Genomic DNA, 24,673 nt, shown 5'->3' on the forward strand with positions numbered 1-24,673 from the left:
CCAAGGCCTGCGCTTCGCCATCCGTGAAGGCGGCCGCACCGTCGGCGCCGGCGTCGTCGCCAAGATCGTCGAGTAGTTAGGACCCGGCCTCAAGTCGCGAGCCTCCGCGAGGCGAGCATAGGCCGGACAAAAGAGTAAGCGTAACAGAGCGGCCCCCGGAGAAATCCTGGGGCCGTTTTGCTTTGTCCGACTGATCTTTTCCCTTCTCTCATGGGGAGAAGGTGGCTCGCAGAGCCGGACGAGGGGGTGCGGTGCTGATCGCGTCGCACAGCGTAACCTCACCCTTTTGCGCAAGACCGATCGCTGCGCTCTCGGGCGCTCAAGCCCTCTTCCCATGGGAGAGGGAAGGGATGGGGAAGTTTGGAAAGCCGGCCGTCAGGGCTCAGAAACGGCTTTCGTCACCGCGCCGTTCAGTTTCCGGCGTTGACGAAGTTGCGCACACGCGGCGGTGTCGGCGTGGCGGGCGTCCGGATGATGCGGATCGAGGTGCTGCGGCAGGCCTGAGGCGTCAGGCGGCCGGGCAGGCGCGTCGAGCCGTCGCCGCAGGCCTCGCTGATCTGGTCCTGGGTCAGGCCGCGCGCGTTCGACAGGTCCGCGCCGCGAATGTCCGTGCGGCGCAGGGAGGCGTTCGAGAAATCGGCGCGGGAGAAGCTCGCGCCGCTCAGTCGCGCTCCGTCCAGGCTGGCGTTCGAAAAGTCCGCGTTCGAGAAGTCGCCGCCCGACAGGTTGGAGGCGTTGACCTCGGCGTTGGAGAAGTTGGCGCCGGCCGCGCGGACGTTGGTGATCGTCGCGCCGAACAGTTCGCTGTTGGAGAAGTTGGTCCCCGCCAGGGTCGCGCCGTTGAAGTTCACCCCGTGCATCTCGCCGCCCGACAGGTCGGCGCGGGTCAGATTGGCGCGGACGAAGGACGACCCTTGCGCCTCGGCCCCGTTCAAATGGGCGCCCGTGAAGTTCGCGGAGGTGAAGTTGGCCCCGACGATCTCGACGCCTGACAGATTGGCGCGGCTGAAGTCGCTGCCGGTGAAGTTGGAGCCCATCATCTCGGCGCCGCGCAGATTGGCCCCGACCAGGGTGGCGTTCATGAAGCTGGCGCCGGTGAAGGTCGCGCCGGTCAGATTGCGGCCGGACAGTTCGCAGCGATTGCACGATCCGCCCAGCGACACCGAACGGGCCACGTCGCGGTCCTGCATCGACATCTCCACCCCGGCGAAGGCCGGCGAGGCGATGAGCGCCGCCCCCCAAGCCGTGCAGAGCGCCAGAAGCGCCAGCGAGGGTTTGACCCGGATATGTTCAGCGATCTGTTTCACGAGACCTGAATGCCCCGAAACCCCTGCCATACCTACTTAAATCGAGGTAACTTCATGAAATCCGGGCAAGGTCGGAGGCCCTCAGCAGGCGGGAATGCGTAGCCCGCGCGGCAGGACGGTCGACTCGTCGCCGCACGCCTGGTTCAACTGACCCTGGGTCAGGCCGGTGGCCCGAGTCAGCTGGGCGCCCGACAGATTGGTCCCAGACAAGGTCGCGCCCGAGAAGCTTGCGCCCTCCAGATAGGCGCCGACGAAACTGGCGTTGGTCAGGTTGGCGCGCGAGAAGTTGGAGCCGGAGAAGACGCCGCCATAGGCCTCGACATCGCGCATGTCGGTGTTGGAAAACCGCGTGCGGTTCATGACGCTCAGGCTCAGGTCCGCCTGACGCAGCCGCGCGCCCGACAGGTTCAGGCCCCGCGCCTCCAGCCCCGAGAAGTCGCCCTGGAACAAGTTGCATCCGGCGCAGGACGACCCGCGCTTCACGCTGGCGATCTGGCCCGCGTTCTGGGCCAGGGCGGGCGCGGCGACGGCCAGTAGGGCGGCGATCAGGCCGAGAGAGAGTGTACGTTTCATGGAATGGGCTCCGACGTTCGATCGTCTTGCAGCAAACCCTAGGCCATAACCCTTAACCTAGCCCTGACTTCCGAAGCCGCGCGAAGTTGATCTAACCTTGGCTTTAAAAGCCATGCGCCGATAGGTGCTGCGATGAAGCCAATCGCTAGAACAGTTCGATCAGAGAAGGCGGGTCGAAGACGTGGCGAGCTATCTGAAACTGCGCCAGCCGCATTCGAAGCCGTACCGAACGCGAACAGCATGAATGAAAAGCCGACAAAATCGTTCAGGTCGCTGACCCACGTTCCATCTCTTGGATGCCCAAGCGTCAGGGTGACGTTCGCAACCAGAAAGGCGAAACCCAACAAGTAAGACCAGTCACGCGAGAGCCAAGACCTCGTATCGAATGGGTAGAGTGCGATCCGATGGACGCCGTAGATCCAGCCCCATTGCAGAACTATAGCAAAGATAAAGAATGCTGCGCCCCAAGTTGTGGGAGCGCCATGATTCATCAACCCGACAAATATTCCCGCGATTGCAGTCAGCGATAGCCAGATTGGGCTGATGTTCGCTAACGCAGCCCACCATTTCGAATTCAAGGCGTGACTGCCTTCGGCTCGGCCCCGCAGGTGTCGCACACCCAGGCGGCGCCGCGTTGCTGAAGGCTGAAGTCGCCGCAGGCGGGGCAGGCGACGGCTTCGCTATTGGCGACGTGGCGCGGCTCGGGCTCGGCCTTCTTGCCGAAGGGCAGGACCACCAGATTGTCGGGCGCCGATCCCCGCGCGAACCCCTTGGAGATGAAGCGGGCGGCGGGCACGGCCTCGTTGGCGTCGGGCTTTCCTTCGCCCAAGCCGTCCGCGTTCAGGTCGTCGGTCCCGGCGTTGGCTAGCTCGTGCCGGTCCAGATACGAGACGCCCAGCTCGCGGAAGATATAGTCAAGGATCGAGGTTGCGGACTTGATGGAGTCGTTGCCGGTGACGCGCCCGGCCGGCTCGAACCGGGTGAAGACGAAGGCGTCCACGAACTCGTCCAGCGGCACGCCGTATTGCAGGCCGATGGAGATGGCGATGGCGAAGTTGTTCATCAGGCTGCGGAAGGCGGCGCCTTCCTTGTGCATGTCGATGAAGATCTCGCCTAGCTCGCCGTCTTCGTATTCGCCGGTGTGGATATAGACCTTGTGCCCTCCCACGGCGGCCTTCTGGATATAGCCCTTGCGCCGGTCGGGCAGTTTGCGGCGCGCCCGTTCCCGCTCGATCACGCGTTCGACCACCCGTTCGGTCGGGGCGGGGCGGGGGGCTTCGCGCACAGGCTCGGCCCGCGCCGCGTCGATGTTCGGCAATGGCAGCAGCGGGCCGGCCGGCGGCGCGGCGCGGGCCAGGCGGATGGCGCGACGACCGTCCAATGCGCCCTGGCTCAGCAGTCTTGCCGCCTGGGCCGAGGTGGTGCGCCAGTCCATCGGTTCGACCGCGATGTCGGCCAGGTCGCTGAACGGTTCGATGGCGCGCCGCAGGTCTGCTGCGACCGCCGCCGGATCGGCCAGCAGGGCAGCGACGGACGCCGGCGCCTCGGGCCAACCGCTCAGGTCGCCATGACCGAAGACCCAGCGCGTCGCCGCCGTCTCGGCCTCTTCGGACACGCCCAGCAGGGTCAGCAGCAAGCCGTCGCCGTCCTCCACGCCCAGCACGTCACGGATGAAACCGGGGTCCAGCACCGGGGCGGCGAAGACCGTGTCGAAATCCTCGGCCCAGGCCAGGGCGTTCTCGATGGCGGCCAGCTCGATATCGGTGAAGCCCAGCGCGCGCAGCGACGCATGATCAATGCCCGGCGCCTCGACTAGGGTGCGCCGCCCGAACGTCCATCGCTCCGCCGCCTCGACATCGCCGCCTGCCGCCGAGATCGCCGCCGCCAGGGCAGGGTTCAGCCGGCGACCGATCTCGCCGTCCGCCGTCTGGAAGACATCGATCGCCGCGATCCGGCCCAGCCCCAGCCGCAGCCGCGCCTCTGCATCCTCGACGAACAGGCCGATGGCCGAGTGCCGCCGCGCCTTGGGCGCGATCACCAAGGCTTTCGACGCGACTGCGGCGAGGGGATGGCTCACCCCCTTCAGCACATCGCGCCGCGCGGCTTGGGTTTCGGCGGCGGCGCCTTTCAGGTCGTCCCAATCGGGGCAGAGACCGCGCACGCTCGCCAACTCGGCCGAGGTCTGCGCCGCCGTCGCCGCGACCAGTCCCGCAAACGCCTGCGCCCGAGCCGTTCGATCATCGTCCGCCGCCAGGGCCTCCAGCAACCCGTCCAGCCCAAGGGCGATCACGCCCGGCGACGCCGCCTGAAGGTCCAGAGCCACCGTCAACAACCGCGTCAGGCCCGCCAGATCGGTCGCCGCGTCGCCGCTCAGGGCCAGCACGGCGCCCAGGTCGATCACGGCCCGACCCGCAGCCATCGTCGCGGTTTCCGCATCGCGCGGGTCGAAGGCGACGATCAGCCCGCCGTCCAGCGTCGCTTCGGCCGCCAGCAGGGCCTCCGGCGCGCCCGCCGCGATCTGCGTCCGGTCCGCCAGGGCGACCAGAGGTGCGCCCTCGATCGTCAGCTCCAGCGCCATGGCGGGCCGTTCGCCGTCGACGGCTCTCAGGATGTCGGCGTCGCTCGCGCCGCACCGTCGCGCCAGCGCCGCCGCCCGACCCAGCGCCGGATTGCGCGAGGGATCGCCGCAGTCGCCACGCGGCCCCTCGCAACGGTCCACCGCATCAGCCACCCCCGCCAGGGCCTCGGCCAGCGCCCGCGCCGCCTGGGCGCCCAGCCGTGCGGCGGCTCGCTTGCCGCTGTGCGTCCTCAGAGTCGCGCCCGCGCCGGGGTCGTTCAGATCGACGACGCCGGCCGCGACCGGCCCCGATCCCGCCGGCGCCGCGAGGCCCAGCCTGAAGGCCCCCGACAGTTCGGCGGCGAACACAGCGGACTCGGCCCGGTCGAACACACCCTCCGCAACGCCGGTCGCGGCCAACCGCTCGACCCAGGCGTCCACGCCGCCGTTCAGCCAGTCGCCCGACATCGGTGTCGCGAATCCCGCCGCCTCGATCCAGTCCAGCCAGGCCTCGATCTGGGCGTCTGACCAGCCGGCGGGCGCCAGCACGGGCTGTACGCTGGCCGGGCGCTCGACGGCGCGGGTCTCCATTGCGACTCGTTCGGCGCGAACGGCGAAGCCGGATTGAAAGCGCATGGCGGCGTCTCTCCGAAAGGTTCGGGCCAGCCTAGGCGGTCGCGCGCCGCTTCGCCAATACATCTGGTGTGCTCAGGCCGTATTGCCCACAAGATATCGATTCAACTGCCTCCGCCTGAACGCTGGACGAAGCGGGCGCGGGTTTCTATGATCCGCGCCAGACGCCGCCTCCCTTTTCGGCGACCCCTTACGGTTGGATTCCACGACGTGTTGAGCAAGATTTTCGGCTGGTGGGAGGGCGCCACGATCGGCACCCGCTTCACCATCGCCAAGCGCGGTCGCTTCGTCGGCCAGGACGAGAACGGCAATCGTTATTTCGAGAGCCGCGACAACGTCAGCTACGACGGCCGCAAGCGTCGCTGGGTCATCTATGACGGCTATGCCGAGGCGTCCAAGGTGACGCCCGACTGGCACGGCTGGCTGCACTACACCTTCGACCTGCCCCCGACCGAGCAGCCGCTGCCGCGTCGCGCCTGGGAAAAGGATCACCTGCCCAACATGACCGGCACGCCCCTGGCCTGGCGTCCGCCTGGCTCGCTGGCCAACGAGGCCAAACGCCCGGCTGCGACCGGCGACTATCAGGCCTGGACCCCCGAGTGAAAACGCGCGGCATCCTGTTGGGCGCGGCGGCTGTCGTCTGCGTCTTGAGCGCAGGCGCGGTGACCGCCAGCGTGCTGCAGGATGCGCCGCGCGACGCTCGCCCGGTCCAGGATCCGATCGGCGACATCCTGCGCAATACGCCGGACCAGCCGTCCGTGCCCACCGAGACGCCGCCGGCCGGCGCGCCTGCGCCGCGTTCGCCCGTCGCGGTGACGCCGCCGCCAGCCATCGTCATCGCCGAGGACGCCGCCGTCGAGGAGAAGGCCGAGGACGAGGTCAAGGCCGAGCGGCCCGTCGCGACCAAGGCCATCGAACAGCCGGCGACTCCGGCCCGCCGCCAGCGTCGCAAGTTCGCGATCATCCAGGCCATCGACAAGGTCACGGCCGAGTCGATGAAGTTCGAGGTCGAGGTCGGCGGTCGCCCCGTGCGCTTCAACCGCAACCTGATCTTCGCCGCCCGCGCCTGCGAGGTCACGACGCCGGACGAACTGACCGAAGACGCCATCGCCTATATGGACGTGTCGCTTCAGCCGCGCGGCCGCGAGACCGCGCCGCGCCAGATTTTCCGCGGCTGGATGTTCGCCTCGTCGCCGTCCGTCAGCGGCGTCCAGAACCCCTATTACGACGCATGGGTCGTGGGCTGTAAGAACTGACCGCCGCGAGGAGGCTGAAGATGGATCGCGATAAGCCGCTCAAGAAAAGCGAAACGGTCGAAATCCGACTGCCCCACGCGACCAAGACCGCCTTCATGGCTCGCTGCCGCGCCGAGGGCCGCACCGCCAGCGACGCCATCCGCCGCTTCATCGACGCCGAACTGAGCCAGACGTCTTCGACGCGACGTTCGCCGCCCCGCCTGGGCTGGCGTCCGCTGCTGGCCGCCGCCGTCGCCGGCGTGGCCCTGGGCGCCGTCGCCGCGCCCTCCCTGGCCCAGTCTTCGCCGACCAGCCGCGCCGCCTTCGACCGGATGGACCGCAATCACGACGGCGTCGTCAGCTTCGACGAATACCGCGCGCGCTAGGTCTTACCCCACAATCCGTCACCCTCGGGCTCGTCCCGAGGGCCCACGGCGGATGCAGGTGTGGTGATGGATGGCGTTAGGCCGCCGCTTGCAACATCGTGCGCTTGAGTTTTGCTTCAACGGTGGGCCCTCGGGACGAGCCCGAGGGTGACGGGGGTGTAGGGGCTACTCTAACCGCTACCTACTGAATGCGGACCCAAAACCGGTCCCGCTGAAGGTTCAGCCAGGTCCAGGGCTTGAACAGGCTCGCGCCCGGCTTCCATGAGGCCAGCACGATCTCGGCCCGACCCATGATGTTCTCGGCGGGCAGCAGGCCGACCCCGACCTCGGCCGGCCAGCGGCTGTCCAGCGAGTTGTCGCGATTGTCGCCCATCATCAGATACTGGCCCGGCGGCACGAGGCGCAGAGGCGTGTCGTCGCCGGGCAGGTCCGGCCCGCCGTCATAGGTTACATAGGTCAGACCGTCGGCCAGGGTCTCGCGCACCTGCTGCACCCGCCGCTGTGGCGCATCATGGTCGGCGACGATATCCAGCCTTGTCTGGCGCACCGCATCGCCGTTGACGAAGACCACGCCTCCGCGCACCTGAACCGTGTCGCCCGGCAAACCCACGACCCGCTTGATCCAGGTCTGTTTCGGATCGCGCGGCAGGCGGAACACCACCACGTCCCCGCGCCGGGGCTCGCGCCCCATGATCCGCCCCGGCGCCATGGGCGGGTCGAACGGCAGCGACGCCGCGCTCCAGCCATACGGATATTTCGACACGACGATATAGTCGCCCGTCACCAGCCCCGGCTCCATCGACGACGAGGGAATGGTGAAGGGCTGGAACAGCAGGATGCGGAGCAGGGTCGCCAGGATCAGGGCGACGACCAGGGTCACGGCGATCTCTCGCACCTCGCGCAGGACGGGCGAGCGGGGCGGGGCCTTGGATAAGACGGATGGGGTCTGGGTCATGCCGCCATTGACCGCCAGACCCGCCGCCGACGCCAATCGGAACCTGTCGGGACAAGCCGAAAATCGTGTCCGGACAGATCAGGCGGACGGCATTATGCCGTGGCCAGGGCCACCGCCTCGACGCCGGTCAGCGGCGAACGCAACGCCGCCTGATCCGGCCTGACCGACAGGGCGGGGGACAGCAGGTCCAGATAGGCCGCCTGAGGCGTCTCCACCGCGCCGAACTGGCTCAGATGCTCGGTCAGGAACTGCGCGTCCAACAGGGTCCAGCCGCCCTTGCGCAACCGCGCGACCAGATGCACCAGCGCCACCTTGGACGCATCCCGCTCGCGGCTGAACATGCTCTCGCCGAAGAAGGCCCCGCCCAGCGACACGCCATACAGGCCGCCCACCAGCCGCTCGTCCCGCCAGCATTCGATGGAGTGGACGAACCCCATGGCGAACAGGGCGGCGTACAGCCGCCGGATCGGCCCGTTGATCCAGGTGTCCTCGCGATCCGGTCCCTGCGCCGCCGCACAGCCGTCCAGCACCGCTTCGAAGGCGGTATCGACCCGTACCTCGAACGGCTCGCCTCGCACGGTGCGACGCAGGCGGCTGGGGATGTGGAAGGCGTCCAGCGGAATGACGCCCCGCTGTTCCGGCTCGATAATGAAGACGCGCGGATCGTCGCGCGCCTCGGCCATCGGAAACACGCCCCGGGCGTAACAGGCCAGCAGGTCCTCGGGGCCGAAACCGCCGAAAGGCCCGCTGGCGCTGAAATCGGGATCTGTCAGGCGTCGCCCTTCTGACGGGCGGCCCACTTCTCCAGCCAGTGGATGTCATAGTCGCCGGACAGGATGTCGGGCTCCTGCAACAGCTTCTGGAACAGGGGGATGGTGGTGTCGACCCCGCCGATGACGATCTCGTTCAGCGACCGCTTCATGCGCGCAATGGCCTCTTCGCGGTCACGGCCGTGGACGATCAGCTTGCCGATCAGGCTGTCATAATAGGGCGGGATCGAATAGCCGGCGTAGATGGCGCTATCCAGACGCACGCCCAGGCCGCCGGGGGCGTGGAAGTCAGTGATCTTGCCCGGCGACGGGGTGAAGGTCTCCGGGTTTTCGGCGTTGATACGCACCTCGATGGCGTGGCCTTTGAACTCGATGTCCTCTTGCGTGAACGACAGCGGCAGGCCGGCGGCGATACGGACCTGTTCGCGCACCAGGTCGACGCCGGTGATCATTTCCGTAACCGGATGCTCGACTTGCAGGCGGGTGTTCATCTCGATGAAGAAGAACTCGCCATCCTCCCACAGGAACTCGATGGTGCCGACGCCCAGATAGCCGATGGCGGCGATGGCCTTGTTGACCGTCTCGCCGATCTGCTTGCGACCCTCGGCCGACAGGGCTGGCGAGGGGGCCTCTTCCAGCACCTTCTGGTGACGACGTTGCAGCGAGCAGTCGCGTTCGCCCAGGTGGACGACGTTGCCGTGGCTGTCGGCGATGACCTGGATCTCGATGTGGCGCGGCTTCTGGAGATAGCGCTCCATATAGACGGCGCCGTTGCCGAAGGCGGCCTTGGCCTCGGACTGGGCGGTCTGGACGGCCTCGACCAGGTCGTCAGCCGTCAGGGCCACCTTCATGCCGCGTCCGCCGCCGCCCGCCGCCGCCTTGACGATCAGGGGGAAGCCGATGGACTTGGACGCCTCGATGGCGGCTTCGATAGTCTCGACCTCGCCGTCCGAGCCGGGAACGCAGGGGATGCCGGCTTCCATCACCGTCTTCTTGGCGCTGATCTTGTCGCCCATGACCCGGATATGCTCGGGCTTGGGACCGATGAAGGTCATGCCGTGGGCTTCGACGATCTCGGCGAAGCGAGCATTTTCCGACAGGAAGCCGTAGCCGGGGTGGATCGCCTGGGCACCGGTGATCTCGGCCGCCGCGATGATCGACGGGATGTTCAGATACGACTTGGCGGCCGAGGCGGGGCCGATGCAGACGCTCTCGTCGGCCAGGCGCACCCACATGGCGCCTCGGTCGGCTTCGGAGTGCACGGCGACGGTGGAGATGCCCATCTCCTTGCACGCCCGATGGATTCGCAGCGCGATCTCGCCGCGGTTGGCGATCAGAACCTTGGTGAACATCAGGGCGCCTTAGGCTTCCAGCAGGACGAGGGGCTCGCCGAACTCGACCGGCTGGGCGTCGCCGACCAGAATGTCGAGAACAACGCCGTCGCGCGGGGCCTGGATCGGGTTCATGGTCTTCATGGCCTCGACGATCAGCAGCGTCTGACCCTTTTTGACCTTGTCGCCTGGCTGGCAGAAGACCGGCGCTTCCGGCGAGGCCTGCAGATACACAGTGCCGACCATGGGCGACTTCACCTCTTCGCCGGATCGGGCGACGATGGTGGCGGGATCGGACGGCATGGAGGCCGGTGCGGCGACCGGGGCCGGCGCGGCGGCTGCAGCCGGCGCAGCGGCATATTGCACCGGCGCGGCGTTGACCGTGATCTCGCGGGCGACGCGGATGCGCAGGTCGCCGCGCTCGACCTCAACCTCGGTCAGGTCGGTCTCGTTCAGGATGTCGGCCAGCTGGCGAACCAGGGCGGCGTCGATTTCGGCGTGTTTCTTGTCATCGGCCATTGGATTTGCGCCTTGTCTTTCGTGGTCTTGAGTAAACGGGACGGGCGTCAGCCGCGTTCCCGAACCTTGGTGAGAGCCGCCTGGACGGCCAGTTCATAGCCTGCCGCGCCGAAGCCTGCGATGACGCCGGTCGCTGCGGAAGACACATAGGAGTGATGGCGAAACGCCTCGCGCGCCGCCGGATTGGACAGATGCAGCTCGATCACCGGGATCGACAGCGTCTTCAGCGCATCGTGCAGCGCCACCGACGTATGCCCATAGGCGGCCGGATTGATGATCAGGGCGTCCGCGCCTTCACGGGCTTCCTGAATCCAGTCCACCAGCACGCCCTCGTGGTTGGTCTGACGAAACACGATGGTCGCGCCGCCCTCTACCTTGGCAGCCGCCTTGACGCAGTGCTGCTCGATGTCCGCCAGGGTGTCGCGGCCATAGATGTCCGGCTCCCGAACCCCGAGCAGGTTCAGATTGGGGCCGTTCAGCACATGAATGACGAGCGTTTCGGCCATGGTTTCCGGAATCGGGCGCTGCTTCGCAGCACAAGAGGGGCCTTTTAGCCGACGCAGGGCCTGGGTCAAACGGTCCCCGCATCGAACTTTACCCAAGGTCACGCCGCGTGGCGCGGATTTCGCAGCCAAGGCCTTATTCGTCCCCGGCCGGGACAGCCTGTGGGAGCGCAGACGATGCGCCAGGACGGCAAACTGATCCTTCGCACCGTCGTGGCCGCCTTTGCGGCCGTGGCGGTCGCCATCGGCGCCTTCCTGTTCGAGGCCGGCTGACCCGGTCTGGCGAACCCGGCCTTCAGCGTCTATCTCAGCCCAGACGCCGCCAGCGCCAGGAGATCAGACGCGTGCACCAGATCCATCTCAACGGCGAACCCCGCCAGGTCCAGGCCGCCACGATCTTGGCCCTGGTCGAAGAGTTGTCGCTGGACCCGCGCAAGGTCGCGGTCGAACGCAATCTGGAGATCGTGCCCAAGTCCCTGCACGCCGCCACCCCCGTCTCACAGGGCGACCGCATCGAACTGGTCCAGTTCGTCGGCGGCGGTTGATCAGGTGAGGGTTTCAGAGCCGTCTAGCGCTTCTATCTTCGCCATCGGTTCGCCGTTCACGGTGATTATAAAGACTTCACCCTCGGCGGCTTCATCGACCAGTCGAGACAGATGAGTCCTAGCGTCTTCGATGTCGATCATCTTCATAAGGTCGCTCCAGCGCACCTGATTTTGAGTATTCTATTTTAAGCGCTCGCTGGCGGCAACAATCCGGCCTTTCGCTTCGCGGCCGGGGCGCGTAGGTCAGGCCCCATGACCGATACAGCCTCCGAAACCTGGTCCGTCGCCGGCCGCACCTTCAACTCGCGACTGATCGTGGGCACCGGCAAATACGCCGACTACGCCCAGAACGCCGCCGCCGCCGAAGCTGCGGGCGCCGAGATCGTGACCGTGGCCGTGCGCCGGGTGAACCTGACCGATCCAAACCAGCCGATGCTGGTCGACTATGTGAAGCCCGACCGGTTCACCTTCCTGCCCAATACCGCCGGCTGTTTCACCGGCGAGGACGCGGTGCGCACCCTGCGCCTGGCGCGCGAGGCGGGGGGCTGGAGCCTGGTCAAGCTGGAGGTGCTGTCCAACACCGCCCACCTCTATCCCGACATGATCGAGACGCTGCGGGCGCTGGACCTGCTGATCAAGGACGGGTTCGACGTCATGGTCTATTGCACCGACGACGTGGTCATGGCCAAGCGGCTGGAAGACGCCGGAGCCGCCGCCATCATGCCCGCCGCCGCGCCCATCGGCTCAGGGCTCGGCATTCAGAACCCCATCAACGTCCGCCTGATCGTCGAACAGGCCAAGGTGCCGGTGCTGGTCGACGCGGGGGTCGGCACGGCCTCGGACGCGACCCTGGCCATGGAACTGGGCTGCGACGCCGTCCTGATGAACACCGCCATCGCCGGCGCCAAGGACCCCATCCGCATGGCCAGCGCCATGAAACACGCCGTCATCGCCGGCCGCGACGCCTATCTGGCAGGGCGTATGCCCAAGCGGATGTATGCCGACCCGTCGTCGCCGCTGGCGGGGCTGATCTGACGAAGTCCCTTCTCCCCTCGGGGGAGAAGGTGGCTCGCGGAGCGAGACGGATGAGGGGGCTGTTTCCGCAGATTCGCTCTTACCGTTTCGAGGCGGACAGATACCCTTCATCCGAGGCCTCCGGCCCCACCTTCTCCCCCAAGGGGAGAAGGAACGCGTAGCGCTGGTTTGGCCCCAGCCATCACAATGACGCTGGTCCATTCTCAGCGAATCCAATCGCTTGCCGATTTATGTCCCCGTTCTCCCATCCCCCCTTCGAAACCGGCGTATTCTAGACCCGTCCCGTTGCATGGAAGGGCTCGCTTGGCCTGCGACCTTGCGGCGGCGGGAGCGGATGGAACGGGAGCCGGGGTGAAATCCCTCCGCGCTGACATCGACTTATGGAGCGGTGTCGGAGGGTCGAGGGGGATACTCGATCGCACTCGGGACGGGGTTTCGCAGACCCCGCCGACCCGTCGCAGGCTTATGGGGTTAGGCGATAAGACCGCCACCGCTCGACGCCCCGAGCTTGCAGGCCAACCTTCCGCGCGGAGCGTCAACCCTTCGTCGAAACGGTACTTACAAACTCACACTCCGGGCGAAGGCCCGGCGCTCCGCCCAGCCCTCCAAAACTTCGCAGCGAAAGCGCGAGGCTGATCACCCCTGTCCGGAGACCCGCATGGCCCACCCCAAACCTCGCCGTCCCAAACCCGGTCGCGGCCTGCCGCCGCCCTACAGACAAACGCCCGAGGAGGAGGCTGAGGACGAACGGCTCCGTGCCCAACTGGAAATCGAATACATCCGTCTGGACGCCATCCTGGTCGAGAAACGGGCGGAGGCCGCCGAACGCGCGCGCATCAGGGCTCTCAATGGCCACCCGCCGGTCGAGCGTGCCGCGCTTCGACCCGGAGAAATCCGGGTCGGGGATCTTTTTCGTTAGTCGTCCAGCAAGCCCTGCAGCAGCGGATGGGCCAGGACCGGCGCGGCCAGACGCACCACGGCCTGGGGGTCTTCCAGGCGCACGGCCGCCGTGGCGTCGGCGACGATGAAGTCGGCGTGGGTGCGCGACGGCTCGGTCAGCCGCTCGTGGCCGGGCCGCACGGTGGCCAGATATTGCGCCACGACCGAATCCGCCGACCGCCCCCGCTCAGCCTGGTCGCGCAACAGGCGGCGGATGAAGCGGATGTCGGACGGGGTGTCCACGAACACCCGGATGTCGAACAGGGCGGTCAGGTCGGGGGTGCACAGAACATGGGTGCCCTCCACGATCACCACCTCGGCCGCCGCGATCCGTTCTCCGCCCGGCTCGCGCCCGTGGTGGATGAAGGAATAGACCGGCGCCGTCACCGTGCGCCCAGCCTTCAGCTCTTTCAAATCCGCGATCATCAGGTCGTGATCGCGCGCCGCCACATCGTCGAAGTCGAAGGTCGCGGCATCGAAGCCGGGCAGGGACGCGGCGTCGCGGTAATAGCTGTCCTCGCGCACCAGCACCGCCGACCCCTGCGGCAAGGCCGAAACCAGCGCCTCCGCCAGGGTGCTCTTGCCGGAGCCGGAGCCCCCCGTGATCGCGATCAATATGGTCATGGGCGGTCTTCTAGTGCGGTCGCGCGGCCGACGCCACGGGGGACGATCCGTCGCGCGGCGGCTGACGTTACGTCACGTTGCTTATCGCCGATCACCGATGTTAGCGTCCGCCCAAGCGTCGCATCCAATCAGACGCAACCAAGGAACAGGAAACGATATGCTGGGCTTGATGCAGGACTGGCCGCTGACGGTCGACAAGATCATCGACCACGCCAAACATTGGCACGGCGACCGCGAGGTGGTGACCCGCTCGGTCGAGGGGCCCATCGTCCGCACGACCTATGCCCAGATCCACGAACGCGCCAAACGCGTGTCCAGCGCCCTGAAGGCCTGGGGCGTCCAGCCGGGCGACCGCGTCGCCACCCTGGCCTGGAACACCGCCAACCATATCGAGGCCTGGTACGGCATCATGGGCATCGGCGGGGTGTGCCACACCCTGAACCCGCGCCTGTTCCCGGAACAACTGATCTACATCATCAACCACGCCGAAGACCGGATCATCTTCGTCGACCTGACCTTCGTGCCGCTTCTGGAAGCCATCCTGCCGCACATCCCCAAGGTCGAGCGCGTCGTCATCATGACCGACGCCGCCCACATGCCGCAGACCAAGCTGCCCAAGGCCGAGGCCTATGAGGACGCCATCGCCGGTCAGTCGACCGACGTCGTCTGGGGCGACTTCGAGGAAAACACCGCCTGCGGCCTCTGCTACACCTCGGGCACGACGGGCAATCCGAAGGGGGTACTGTATTCGCACCGCTCCAACTTCTTGCACACCTTCATGGGGCTTCAGGCCACCGTCATGGGCGCCACGCCCAAGGAGGTGATCCTGCCGGTCGTGCCGATGTTCCACGCCAACGCCTGGGGCATCGCCTTCGCCGGCCCCGCCGCCGGGACCAAACTGGTCATGCCGGGCGCCAAGATGGACGGTCAGTCGATCTATGAACTGATCGAACAGGAAGGCGTCACCTTCTCCGCCGCCGTGCCCACCGTCTGGCAGGGGCTGTTCGCCCATATGAAAGAGCACGGCCTGGGCTTCTCGACCCTGAAGCGTGTGCTGATCGGCGGCTCGGCCTGCCCCGAAAGCCTGATCCGGGGCTTCCAGGACGATTTCGGCGTCGAGGTCACCCACGCCTGGGGCATGACCGAGACCTCGCCCATCGGCACCATCGCCAACCTGCCGCCCGAGATCCTGCGTCTGCCCTATGACGAGCAGATGAAATATCGCCTGAAACAGGGCACGCCGCCGCTGGGCATCGAATTGAAGCTGAAGGACGAGGCCGGGGCCGAACTGCCGCACGACGGCGCCACCTTCGGCCGCCTGATGGTCAAGGGACCGACCATCAGCAACGCCTATTTCAAGGAAGAAGGTTCGATCCTGGACGACGAAGGCTTCTTCGACACGGGCGACGTGGCCACGGTGGACGAGAGGGGTTTCATGCAGATCACCGACCGCGCCAAGGACGTGATCAAGTCGGGCGGCGAGTGGATCAGCTCCATCGAGATCGAGAACATCGCCGTCGGCCACCCCAAGGTCGAGATCGCCGCCGTCATCGGCGCCGCCCATGCCAAATGGGACGAACGGCCGGTCCTGATCCTCAAGCTCAAGCCCGACCATGCGCTGGACAAGCAGGAGCATCTCGACTTCCTGCAGGGCAAGATCGCCAAATGGTGGATGCCGGACGACGTGGTGGCCGTGGAGGACATCCCGCTGGGCGCCACGGGCAAGATCGACAAGAAGCTTCTGCGGGAGCGGATGAAGGACTACCGTCTGCCCGCCGTCGTCTAACCGAACCGGAGCCTGAATGCCGACCAGAAAGCCTGTCCCCGCCGTCCTGCCGTGGCTGACGGCGCTCGCGGCGGCGCCGGTGGTGCTGATCGTGGCGGCGATCGCGGCGACGCGATTCGGCGGCGTCGATCTGTCGGTCAGCTACGATCTGCTGACCTGGACCGTGGCGCGCATCCTGGCCTGGATCGGTCTGGCGGGCGCCCTGGCGGCGGCGGTTCTGGCGCTGCGCGATCTGAAGGGCAGGGGGCTCTACGCCCTGGCCGCCCTGATCCTGGCCGGCGCGACGGTGGCCGGTTTCGTCTTGCGTCAGGGCCAGTACGCCGCGCCGAACCCGCGCGACGTGACCACCCATGTCGAGGAGCCGCCGGCCTTCTCGCGCGCCGCCCAGCATCGCGGATCGACGCCCCAGACCTGTCCCGACCTGAGCGCCGTCCCGACCCAGGTTCTGGCCCAGCAGGCGACCTCGGCCCTGGTGGACGCCGGTTTCGTGATCACCCGCGCCACCACCTTCCAGGTCGAGGCCGTGCATGAAGGCGCCTGGTTCGGCTTCGTCACCGACGCCGTCGTGCGCATCCGACCCGGCCGCACCGACATCCGCGTCGCCGCCCGCGACGCCCGCCCCGACGGCGGCGCCACCTGCCGCCTCGCCGCCAAGATCGCCCGGAATCTGGAGGCCGAACGCTAGGCCAGACGAAAGCGCGCCGTCAGGCCCGGCTCGACGTCGCTGAGGGCCGTCCCGTCCTCGACCAGCTTGATCAGATGGGCCAGCACCGACAGCGACGCCGCCGGCCATAGCCGCTGATCGACGGCGGCGTACAGAACCGGCACCATCTCGGCGACCGTCCGATCCCCCGCCGCCAGCCTCCGAACGATCTGCGCCTCCCGCTCCAGCCGATGGGCGCGATACGCCTCCAGAAACGGCCGCACCTCAGTCACCGGCGCCCCGTGCGTCGGCCACAGCACGTCGAACTCCCGCGCGATGACCGCGTCCAGACTGGTCAGATACTGGCGCATATTCCCATCGGGCGGCGCCACGACCGTCGTCGACCAGCCCATCACATGATCGCCGCAGAACAGGGCGTTCTCCTCGCGCAGGACGAAGGCCATGTGATTTGACGCATGACCCGGCGTGAGCATCGCCTCGATCGTCCAGCAGTCGCCTTCGATCGCTTCGCCTCCCGTCAGCACGACATCGGGCGCAAACTCGGCATCGTGATCCTCGTCCAGGGCGCCCGACGCATGCGTCTCTCGCACCGGAGGCCGGGCCGCCAGAACCCGCGCCCCAGTCGCCTCAGCGAACGGCCTCGCCAGCGGCGCATGATCCCGATGCGTATGCGTCACAAGCACATGGCTGACCCGCCGTCCCTCGACCGCCGCCATCAACGCCGCCAGATGCGCCTGATCCAGCGGCCCCGGATCGATCACCGCGACCTCGGCCCCCGCGCCAGGCCGCCCGACGATATAGGTCCCCGTCCCGGTGGAGGTGAACGGCCCCGGATTGTCGGCGATCACGCGCTGGATCAACGGCGAGACCTGATTGCGCCGCCCATAGGCGAAGTCGAACGCCCGGACGAAGGGGATCATCTCGACGGCTCCGTGTGGCGCAGAGCTTGCGTTAACGCCTCGGTAATCATGCTTGGAGCGCCCGCCATGGCCCGTTCGATCGCCTTCGCTGTATCAAATCGGCTCCCGCTCGTCGCGACCGTCTTCCTCTGTCTCGCCGCGGTGCAACTGATCGCCGCCTCCTGCAGCCCCGAACCCGCGCCCTATGCGGCGCGGGCAGTGATCGAGCGCTGAACGCGACTATTCGCGGCGGACACGGAAGGGCGGATCGTTCGCCACCTTCATCATATAGCTTCCCAGAGCCGCCCGACGCACGGTCACCGGATACTGCCGTTTGGCCGAGAAAAGCACCTCCACCCCATCAGTCTTTCGCCACGTCGATCCGTCATCCAGCATGATCGACCATTCGCCCCTGCCGAGATTCCTGGCCGAGGTCATAGTGGCGGAGATGGATTCCAGGTTGTCCGCCCGACCCGAATTCTCAAACGGGTTCAGCGCCGAGACGTTGAAGCCGAACAACCGGCGCTGATTCTGCTCGACGTCCTGCCGACTGACGACGGCGACTTCTCCAGCGGCCGCCAATCGGGTTGCGGCGGCGTCGAAGCACGCCAATCGCGCGACATCGGCCTCGATCTGGCGGCAACGCGTGACCGGTCCGATCAGGTCGTTTCCGGTGGTCGCGTTATTTTGTCGCGCGTCCGCATGTCCGGCGACCAAACTCGCCGCAATTGCTGACATGATTGCGAGTTTTGATCCGGTTGTCCGGCTAATGTGGGTCATTATGTTCTCGTGAAATTAGCGTCTCGTCCAAGTATATCATTAGAAATCAAGGCGCGCCCGATGTCTCTGGGGCGACCGCTGTGTGTCGTCTTTGCGACAGGCGTGTCTCCAATGTGTTCAAGCGCCGCCTTCTCGCTGGACTTAGGATCGGCGTTGGTATGCTCTCCCGGTCAACCGATCGCATGGTCGGCAAATGGCTATTGATTGGGCGGTTCGTTTCTTAACGACTTAGCTCTTCCCGGGAGAACAAGCCTTGAACACCAACAGATATCGTCGCGGCCTTTTGGCGACCACGATCATCGGCGGCGCCGCTCTGGCGATGGCCGCTACGCCCTCGTTCGCACAGTCGACTGACGACCAAGCGACCGACGTCGGCGAGATCGTCGTCACCGGCTCGCGCATTGCGCGTCAGGACTATCGTTCGACCAGCCCGATCGTCACGGTCACCGCCCAGGATTTCCAGGCGACGGGCTCCGTCACCATCGACACGCTCATCAACGACCTGCCACAGTTCACGCCGTCGATCTCCTCGACTTCGAATAACCCGTCGAACGGCGGCCAAGCCAACATCAACCTGCGTAACCTGGGTTCGAACCGTACGCTGGTCCTGATGAACGGCCGCCGCGTCGTTCCGTCGAACTCGGACGGTTCGGTCGACGTCAACCTGATCCCGACCGCCCTGATCAAGAACATCGAAGTCATTTCGGGCGGCGCCTCGGCCGCCTATGGTTCGGATGCCTTGGCCGGCGTCGCCAACTTCATCCTCGATGAAAATTTCTCGGGTGTTCAGGTCGACGCCCAATACGGCGAAACCGACCGCAGCGACGGCAAGACCGAAAGCTACTCGGTCACCGTCGGCGGCAACTTCGACGATGACCGTGGCAACATGGTGCTGTCGCTGGGGCGCTCCACCCGTGATGTCATCTTCAACGCCGCTCGTGAGTTCTCCGCTATCTCGGGTCCCTCGGGCACCTCGCCGCTGGGTTCGACGATCTTCGACGGCAACAACCTGCCCAGCCTCGCTGCAGTTCGCGCCTATTTCGGTAATGCGACCCTGTCTAACACTGGCGCCTTCGGCTTCAATGACGACAACTCGCTATTCTCGTATACAGGCAAGCTGAACGTCAAGAATCCGGCTGGTGCTGGAAACGAATACACGGCTCCGGGCGCTGACTATACGTTCAACACCGGTCCGCTGAACTACTTGCAGTTACCGCTTGAGCGCTACAACGTTTACGGCGGCGGTCGTTACAAGATCAACGAAAACGCCGAAGTCTATGTGAATGCACTGTTCACACAGTACATCGCCGACACCGAACTGGCCGCCAGCCCTGCCGCCAGCGGCACTGGCTTCCGCGTTCCCGCGACCAACCCGTTCATCACTGCTGATCTGCGGGGCCTGCTGAACACCCGCGCCAACCCGAACGGTTCGTTCCTGCTCAACAAGCGTTTCACCTCGCTGGGCGGCCGTCACTCGACGGAAGAGTACAACATCTACCAAATCACGACGGGCGTCCGTGGTCAGGTTCCGCAAAGCAGCTGGACCTATGACGTGTACGGTTCGTATGGTCGTGTTTCGAACACGACCACGCAGACGGGCAACGTGTCGCGCTCTTCGGTTCAGCGCCTGCTGGACGCGGCGGACGGCGGCGCCAGCCTTTGCGCAGGCGGCTTTGATCCGTTCGGCGTGACGACCCTGTCGGCCGAGTGCAACAGCTACATCGGTCGCTCGGCTCGCAACTCCACTGTCACGGAACAGCGCGTCATCGAAGCCTCGCTGCAAGGCAAGGCGTTTGATCTGCCGGCCGGTGAAGTTCGCGTCGCTCTTGGTGCTCAGTATCGCCAGGATGATTTCGCATTCGGCGCCGATTCCTCGCTCGCACAACAGAACGCTGTGACGCCTCACCTTGGCGCCAATGGCTTGCCGGATGGCGGTAATGTCGGCGGTTCGGAAATCGCCGGCTTCAACCCGACGCCTTCGTTGAGCGGCGGCACGAACTCGAAGGAACTGTTCATCGAAGCCTTGGTGCCGCTGCTTGCGGACCTGCCCTTCATCGAGCAACTGGATCTGAACCTCGGCTATCGCTACGCCGACTACAGCACGGCCGGCGGCACCCAAGCCTACCGTGCGGAACTGGACTGGACCGTCGCCGGCGGTCTGCGCGCTCGCGGTGGTTACAGCCGCTCGGTTCGTGCGCCTTCGATCGGTGAGCTGTTCGCTACCGCCAGCACCGACTTCCCGAACATCGGTGCGCCTTCTGCAACCGGTACTGGCGGCGATCCTTGCGATATCCGCAGCAGCTTCCGTCGAGGCTCCAACGCAGCCGCAGTGCGGGCTCTCTGCTTGGCTCAAGGCGTTTCGTCTCAGGCAATCGACCAGTATACTTATTCGAACAACCAGGTCGAAAGCCGCACAGGCGGTAACCCGGACCTGTTCGAAGAAACCTCGGACAGCTGGTCTGCCGGTCTGGTGTATCAGTCGCAGTTCGCTTCGCCGTGGCTGTCGGGCTTCTCGGCCTCGATCGACTACTACAATATCGAGATCACCGACGCGATCGGCTCCATTGGCGCCCCAGACTCGCTGGCGGGTTGCTTCAACGTGACGGGCGAAAACCCGACGTTCGACGCTTCCAACAGCTATTGCCAGCTGTTCCGTCGCGATCCGCTGTCGGGCAACATCGTCGGAGCCATCGAAAACCAGGCCAACCTCGGCATGATCAAGACGTCGGGCATCGACTTGCAGGCTGACTGGGCATTCAACATCGCCGACATCGGTGGTGGTGATTGGGGCCGTCTGAAGTTCAACACGGTCATCAGCTGGCTTGAGAACTATGAAGACAACGTCGTCGAAGGCGGCGTCTTCACCGACCGTACCGGCACCATCGACAGCTCGTTCGGAGAAACCTTCCCCGAATGGAAAGCTCTGAGTTCGGTGACTTGGGCCAGCGGTCCGTTCTCGGTCGGCGCGCGCTGGCGCCGGGTCGGCGAAGTCACGGTGATCAACACCACCGAAGTTCTGCCTTCGATCGACTACTTCGACCTGAACGGTTCGTGGGCCGTCAACGACACGGTCGCCCTGCGCGCCGGCGTCAACAACCTGACCGACGAACAACCCAACGTCTTCGTCCCGGGCGTTCAGGCCAACACCGACCCGTCGACCTATGACGTGCTGGGTCGCCGCTACTATGTCGGTCTGACCGCCAAGTTCTAAGGCCGGTCAACGACACGAGACTGAGGCGGCGGAGCAACGCTCCGCCGCCTTTTTCGTTTAAGCGCCGCCGTAGAAAAACCATCGGCGTGGGCGAGCGTTGATGATCGTCGCCCGTTCGCGGCGCTCCTGAAGGAAGACCATGCTCAAACTCCTCGTTCCCGGTATCTCGGCCCTGTCGCTGCTGGCCGCAGGCTCTGTCGTCGCCCAAACCCAGGACGGCCCGATCGTCACGGGCAATCGTTCGGGCGAGACCGCCGACGCGCTGAAGACCCGCGAGGCCATCGCCTATGCACGGCCGCTGCCGCGGGGCGCGCCCAGCGCCGACTATCCGCTGGTGGCCTGGTGCGATGCGCTGGTGACGGGGCATGCCGATCTAGGCGACACGCTGCCGACCAAGGCGCCCGAGGATGTGGAACTGGTGCGTCTGGGCCGCTTGGAAGCTCAGGATTTCCGCAGCGCTCTGGTCGTCGCGACGCCGCGTCAGTCAGCAGCGTCCAAGGCCGAGGCAGAACAGGCCGTCGCCGGCGTCAAGGCCCAGTGGGCGACGCTGATGAGCAACCCCGACGCCGAAGCGCGCAGCCAATCTTTCGGCCTGTTCTTCGGTCTGCCCGGCCGTTGCGAACATGCCGCACGGCGTATCCGCAACAATGTCACGACGCCGCCCGCCACGCTGGAAAGCGTCGGCATCAACTAGACGGGATCGCGCGACCTATCTGACAAACACGGCGGCTTGAGCTTCGGCTCAGGCCGCCGTTTCGCGTTTGGCGGCATAGGGATCGTAGTTGAGGATGGGCGCCAGCCAGCGTTCGGCCGTCGCCACGTTCCAGCCCTTGCGACGGGCGTAGTCCTCGACCTGATCCAGATCGATCTTGCCGACGCCGAAATAGTGGCTGCCCGGATGGCCGAAATAGAGGCCCGAGACCGAGGCCGGGGGCGTCATCGCATAGCTTTCGGTCAGGGCCATGCCGGCGTTGTCCTCGGCCTGTAACAGGCGGAACAGCGTCGCCTTTTCCGTGTGATCGGGCTGGGCCGGATAGCCGGGGGCGGGGCGGATGCCCTGATACTGTTCGGTGATCAGGTCGTCGATCCCGGTCGCCTCGTCGGCGGCGTAACCCCACAGTTGGGTCCGGACTTCCTTGTGCAGCCGCTCGGCGAAGGCCTCGGCCAGGCGGTCGGCGAGCGACGTCGCCAGGATGGACGAATAGTCGTCCCCCGCGTCCTTGAACCGTTTGGCGACTTCAAGTTCACCATGGCCTGCCGTGACGGCGAAGGCGCCGATATAGTCCTCGCCGTCCTCGGCGATGAAGTCGGACAGGGCCAGGTTCGGCTTGCCGTTCGACTTTTTGATCTGCTGGCGCAGGGTGTGGAACCGGGCGATCTCTTCGTTTCGGCTCTCGTCGGCGAAGACGATGACGTCGTCGCCGACGGCGCGGGCGGGCCAGAAGCCGACGACGCCTTTCGCCGTGAACCATTTCTCGTCGATGATCCGCTTCAGCATGACCTTGGCGTCCTCGAACAGGTCGCGCGCGGCCTCGCCGACGATCTCGTCGTCCAGGATCAGCGGATAGCGACCGATCAGCTCCCAACTGGCGAAGAAGGGGGTCCAGTCGATGTGGTCGGCCAGATCCTGCAGGTCCCAGGCGTAGAACGATTTCACGCCGATAAAGGACGGCTTGCCGGGCAGGGGCTGGGACGGATCGATGCGGAAGCGGTTCTCGCGTGCCTGGACCAGGGTGGCGCGAGCCTTGACCTCCTGGCCGCGGGCGTATTGCGCGCGGATGCGGATATATTCGTCGCGGGTGGCGGCCTCGTTCTTGGCCCGGTCGGTCTTGGACAGCAGGCCCGAGACCACGCCAACGGCGCGGCTGGCGTCGACGACATAGGTGGTCGAGCCCCGGCGATAGGCCGGCTCGATCTTGACCGCCGTATGGGTGCGGCTGGTGGTGGCGCCGCCGATCAGCAGGGGGATGTCGAAGCCGCGCCGTTCCATCTCGGCGCCGACGAAGACCATTTCGTCCAGCGACGGGGTGATCAGGCCGGATAGGCCGATGATGTCCACCTTGTGCTCGACGGCGGCGTCCAGGATCCGGTCGGCCGGGACCATGACGCCCAGGTCGATGACCTCGTAATTATTGCACTGAAGCACGACGCCGACGATGTTCTTGCCGATGTCGTGGACATCGCCCTTGACCGTGGCCATCAGGATTCGGCCGGCCTGCTCGCGCGGCTTGCCGGCCTTTTCGGCCTCCATGAAGGGCTCCAGCCAGGCCACGGCCTGTTTCATCACGCGGGCGGATTTCACCACCTGGGGCAGGAACATCTTGCCCGAGCCGAACAGGTCGCCGACCACGTTCATCCCGTCCATCAGCGGACCTTCGATGACGTGCAGGGGGCGTTCGAACGACAGGCGGGCTTCTTCCGTGTCGGCGTCGATATATTCGGTGATGCCGTTGACCAGGGCGTGGGCGATGCGGGCGGCGACCGGCTGATCGCGCCATTTCAGATCGACGACGCGGGCGACGCCCTTGTCGCCCTTGTAGTTGGGCGCGATGTCGACAAGCCGCTCGGTGTTGGAGACATTGGTCCGCTGCGGCCGGTTCAGGATTACGTCCTCGACCGCCTCGCGCAGGGTCGGGTCGATGTCGTCATAGACCGGCAGGTCGCCGGCGTTGACGATGCCCATGTCCATGCCCGCCTGGATGGCGTGGTACAGGAAGACGCTGTGGATGGCCCGGCGCACCGGCTCGTTGCCGCGGAAACTGAACGAGACGTTCGACACCCCGCCGCTGATGCGGGCGTAGGGCAGGGTGGCCTTGATGACCTTCACCGCCTCGATGAAGTCGACGGCGTAGTTGTCGTGCTCCTCGATCCCCGTCGCCACGGCGAAGATATTAGGATCGAAGATGATGTCCTCGGGCGGGAAACCGACCTCGTTGACCAGGATATTATAGGCGCGGGTGCAGATCTCGATCTTGCGGGCGGCGGTGTCGGCCTGGCCCACCTCATCGAAGGCCATGACCACGACAGCGGCGCCATAGCGCAGGCATTTGATCGCATGGTCGCGGAAGGCCTGCTCGCCCTCCTTCATGCTGATCGAATTGACGATGGGCTTGCCCTGGACGCACTTCAGGCCTGCCTCGATCACCTCCCATTTGGAGCTGTCGATCATCACCGGCACGCGGGCGATGTCGGGTTCGGCCGCGATCAGGTTGAGGAAGGTCCGCATGGCGACGACGCCATCCAGCAGGCCTTCGTCCATGTTGATGTCGATGATCTGGGCGCCGGCCTCGACCTGTTGCCGGGCGACGTCCAGGGCGGCCGAATAGTCGCCCTCGACCACCAGCTTGCGGAATTTGGCCGAGCCGGTGACGTTGGTCCGTTCGCCGACGTTGATGAAGGTGGGGCGCATTACAGACTTCCG

Annotated in this window: 25 protein-coding genes; 12 read left to right on the forward strand and 13 right to left on the reverse strand. The window is 66.0% G+C overall.

All coding sequences use genetic code 11. From position 1 onward, the window contains the following. Window positions 1-76, forward strand: a 76-nt coding sequence (locus ACP693_RS17320; RefSeq protein WP_425991018.1) for a hypothetical protein, incomplete at its 5' end; no start/stop codon positions are given. A gap of 334 nt (window positions 77-410) precedes the next feature. Here the strand turns inward: ACP693_RS17320 and ACP693_RS17325 are convergent. The 3 genes from ACP693_RS17325 to ACP693_RS17335 all read right to left on the reverse strand — a co-directional run bounded on the left by ACP693_RS17325 (window position 411) and on the right by ACP693_RS17335 (window position 5,073). After that, window positions 411-1,307: a pentapeptide repeat-containing protein gene (locus tag ACP693_RS17325; RefSeq protein ID WP_426016355.1), complete on the reverse strand. Its 897-nt coding sequence runs from the start codon at window positions 1,305-1,307 to the stop codon at window positions 411-413. Window positions 1,308-1,388: 81 nt separating this feature from the next. Beyond that, entirely contained in the window at window positions 1,389-1,880 is a 492-nt protein-coding gene (locus tag ACP693_RS17330; protein ID WP_426016356.1) for a pentapeptide repeat-containing protein, read from the reverse strand. Window positions 1,881-2,454: 574 nt separating this feature from the next. Then, window positions 2,455-5,073: a TSCPD domain-containing protein gene (locus ACP693_RS17335; protein ID WP_426016358.1), complete on the reverse strand. Its 2,619-nt coding sequence runs from the start codon at window positions 5,071-5,073 to the stop codon at window positions 2,455-2,457. Between the two features lie 207 nt (window positions 5,074-5,280). Between ACP693_RS17335 and ACP693_RS17340 the strand changes: the two genes are divergently transcribed. From ACP693_RS17340 to ACP693_RS17350, 3 genes are read left to right on the forward strand one after another with little or no spacing between them, the layout of a single operon-like run. Next, complete coding sequence (locus ACP693_RS17340) at window positions 5,281-5,673, forward strand: NADH:ubiquinone oxidoreductase subunit NDUFA12 (protein WP_346496641.1); 393 nt, start codon at window positions 5,281-5,283, stop codon at window positions 5,671-5,673. After that, a complete protein-coding gene (locus tag ACP693_RS17345) occupies window positions 5,670-6,326 on the forward strand; it encodes a DUF2155 domain-containing protein (RefSeq protein ID WP_426016359.1) in 657 nt (218 codons plus the stop codon). Before ACP693_RS17340 ends, ACP693_RS17345 begins: the two co-directional genes overlap by 4 nt. Window positions 6,327-6,346: 20 nt before the next feature. Continuing rightward, entirely contained in the window at window positions 6,347-6,691 is a 345-nt protein-coding gene (locus ACP693_RS17350) for an EF-hand domain-containing protein (protein ID WP_426016360.1), read from the forward strand. A 181-nt stretch (window positions 6,692-6,872) separates the two neighbouring features. Here ACP693_RS17350 and lepB read toward each other — a convergent pair whose 3' ends face one another. The 5 genes from lepB to aroQ form a co-directional block, all read right to left on the reverse strand. After that, window positions 6,873-7,646 carry a signal peptidase I gene (lepB, locus tag ACP693_RS17355; RefSeq protein WP_426016362.1) on the reverse strand — a complete coding sequence of 258 codons (774 nt, stop codon included), beginning with the start codon at window positions 7,644-7,646 and terminating at the stop codon, window positions 6,873-6,875. A gap of 92 nt (window positions 7,647-7,738) precedes the next feature. After that, on the reverse strand, window positions 7,739-8,329 hold the full coding sequence (gene aat, locus ACP693_RS17360; RefSeq protein WP_426019560.1) for a leucyl/phenylalanyl-tRNA--protein transferase: 591 nt from the start codon (window positions 8,327-8,329) through the stop codon (window positions 7,739-7,741). A gap of 86 nt (window positions 8,330-8,415) precedes the next feature. Then, entirely contained in the window at window positions 8,416-9,768 is a 1,353-nt protein-coding gene (gene accC / locus ACP693_RS17365; protein ID WP_426016364.1) for an acetyl-CoA carboxylase biotin carboxylase subunit, read from the reverse strand. A gap of 9 nt (window positions 9,769-9,777) precedes the next feature. Next, a complete protein-coding gene (gene accB, locus ACP693_RS17370; RefSeq protein WP_346496651.1) occupies window positions 9,778-10,266 on the reverse strand; it encodes an acetyl-CoA carboxylase biotin carboxyl carrier protein in 489 nt (162 codons plus the stop codon). Between the two features lie 47 nt (window positions 10,267-10,313). Further along, a complete protein-coding gene (gene aroQ / locus ACP693_RS17375) occupies window positions 10,314-10,772 on the reverse strand; it encodes a type II 3-dehydroquinate dehydratase (RefSeq protein WP_426016366.1) in 459 nt (152 codons plus the stop codon). Between the two features lie 341 nt (window positions 10,773-11,113). On the opposite strand from aroQ, the gene thiS reads away from it, so the two are divergent. Next, a complete protein-coding gene (gene thiS, locus ACP693_RS17380) occupies window positions 11,114-11,314 on the forward strand; it encodes a sulfur carrier protein ThiS (RefSeq protein WP_426016368.1) in 201 nt (66 codons plus the stop codon). On the opposite strand, the gene ACP693_RS17385 is transcribed toward thiS, so the two are convergent. Continuing rightward, window positions 11,315-11,461, reverse strand: coding sequence for a type II toxin-antitoxin system Phd/YefM family antitoxin (locus ACP693_RS17385; RefSeq protein ID WP_426016369.1), 147 nt, complete (start codon window positions 11,459-11,461; stop codon window positions 11,315-11,317). A gap of 105 nt (window positions 11,462-11,566) precedes the next feature. On the opposite strand from ACP693_RS17385, the gene ACP693_RS17390 reads away from it, so the two are divergent. Beyond that, window positions 11,567-12,349, forward strand: a complete 783-nt coding sequence (locus ACP693_RS17390) for a thiazole synthase (RefSeq protein WP_426016371.1) — start codon at window positions 11,567-11,569, stop codon at window positions 12,347-12,349. Window positions 12,350-13,007: 658 nt separating this feature from the next. After that, entirely contained in the window at window positions 13,008-13,268 is a 261-nt protein-coding gene (locus ACP693_RS17395; RefSeq protein WP_426016373.1) for a hypothetical protein, read from the forward strand. On the opposite strand, the gene udk is transcribed toward ACP693_RS17395, so the two are convergent. Then, window positions 13,265-13,912, reverse strand: a complete 648-nt coding sequence (gene udk, locus ACP693_RS17400; RefSeq protein ID WP_426016375.1) for a uridine kinase — start codon at window positions 13,910-13,912, stop codon at window positions 13,265-13,267. The genes ACP693_RS17395 and udk overlap by 4 nt on opposite strands. Before the next feature lie 157 nt (window positions 13,913-14,069). On the opposite strand from udk, the gene ACP693_RS17405 reads away from it, so the two are divergent. Both ACP693_RS17405 and ACP693_RS17410 read left to right on the forward strand, forming a co-directional pair. After that, complete coding sequence (locus tag ACP693_RS17405) at window positions 14,070-15,698, forward strand: long-chain-fatty-acid--CoA ligase (protein WP_426016376.1); 1,629 nt, start codon at window positions 14,070-14,072, stop codon at window positions 15,696-15,698. Window positions 15,699-15,714: 16 nt separating this feature from the next. Continuing rightward, the gene (locus tag ACP693_RS17410; RefSeq protein WP_426016378.1) at window positions 15,715-16,383 is read left to right on the forward strand and encodes a DUF1499 domain-containing protein; all 669 of its coding nucleotides are present in this window, start codon (window positions 15,715-15,717) and stop codon (window positions 16,381-16,383) included. On the opposite strand, the gene ACP693_RS17415 is transcribed toward ACP693_RS17410, so the two are convergent. Beyond that, entirely contained in the window at window positions 16,380-17,282 is a 903-nt protein-coding gene (locus tag ACP693_RS17415) for an MBL fold metallo-hydrolase (protein ID WP_426016380.1), read from the reverse strand. The genes ACP693_RS17410 and ACP693_RS17415 overlap by 4 nt on opposite strands. Window positions 17,283-17,348: 66 nt before the next feature. On the opposite strand from ACP693_RS17415, the gene ACP693_RS17420 reads away from it, so the two are divergent. Then, window positions 17,349-17,495: a hypothetical protein gene (locus ACP693_RS17420; protein ID WP_426016382.1), complete on the forward strand. Its 147-nt coding sequence runs from the start codon at window positions 17,349-17,351 to the stop codon at window positions 17,493-17,495. Window positions 17,496-17,501: 6 nt separating this feature from the next. On the opposite strand, the gene ACP693_RS17425 is transcribed toward ACP693_RS17420, so the two are convergent. Continuing rightward, window positions 17,502-17,999, reverse strand: coding sequence for a hypothetical protein (locus tag ACP693_RS17425; RefSeq protein WP_426016384.1), 498 nt, complete (start codon window positions 17,997-17,999; stop codon window positions 17,502-17,504). Window positions 18,000-18,294: 295 nt separating this feature from the next. On the opposite strand from ACP693_RS17425, the gene ACP693_RS17430 reads away from it, so the two are divergent. Both ACP693_RS17430 and ACP693_RS17435 read left to right on the forward strand, forming a co-directional pair. Next, window positions 18,295-21,252, forward strand: coding sequence for a TonB-dependent receptor domain-containing protein (locus ACP693_RS17430; protein WP_426016385.1), 2,958 nt, complete (start codon window positions 18,295-18,297; stop codon window positions 21,250-21,252). A 139-nt stretch (window positions 21,253-21,391) separates the two neighbouring features. Continuing rightward, a complete protein-coding gene (locus ACP693_RS17435; RefSeq protein ID WP_426016386.1) occupies window positions 21,392-21,946 on the forward strand; it encodes a hypothetical protein in 555 nt (184 codons plus the stop codon). A gap of 48 nt (window positions 21,947-21,994) precedes the next feature. Here ACP693_RS17435 and metH read toward each other — a convergent pair whose 3' ends face one another. After that, window positions 21,995-24,661, reverse strand: coding sequence for a methionine synthase (gene metH / locus ACP693_RS17440; RefSeq protein ID WP_426016387.1), 2,667 nt, complete (start codon window positions 24,659-24,661; stop codon window positions 21,995-21,997). Window positions 24,662-24,673 lie beyond the last annotated feature (12 nt).

It is taken from the genome of Brevundimonas sp. TWP1-3 (genome assembly GCF_049896085.1).
In the GTDB taxonomy this organism is placed as follows: domain Bacteria; phylum Pseudomonadota; class Alphaproteobacteria; order Caulobacterales; family Caulobacteraceae; genus Brevundimonas.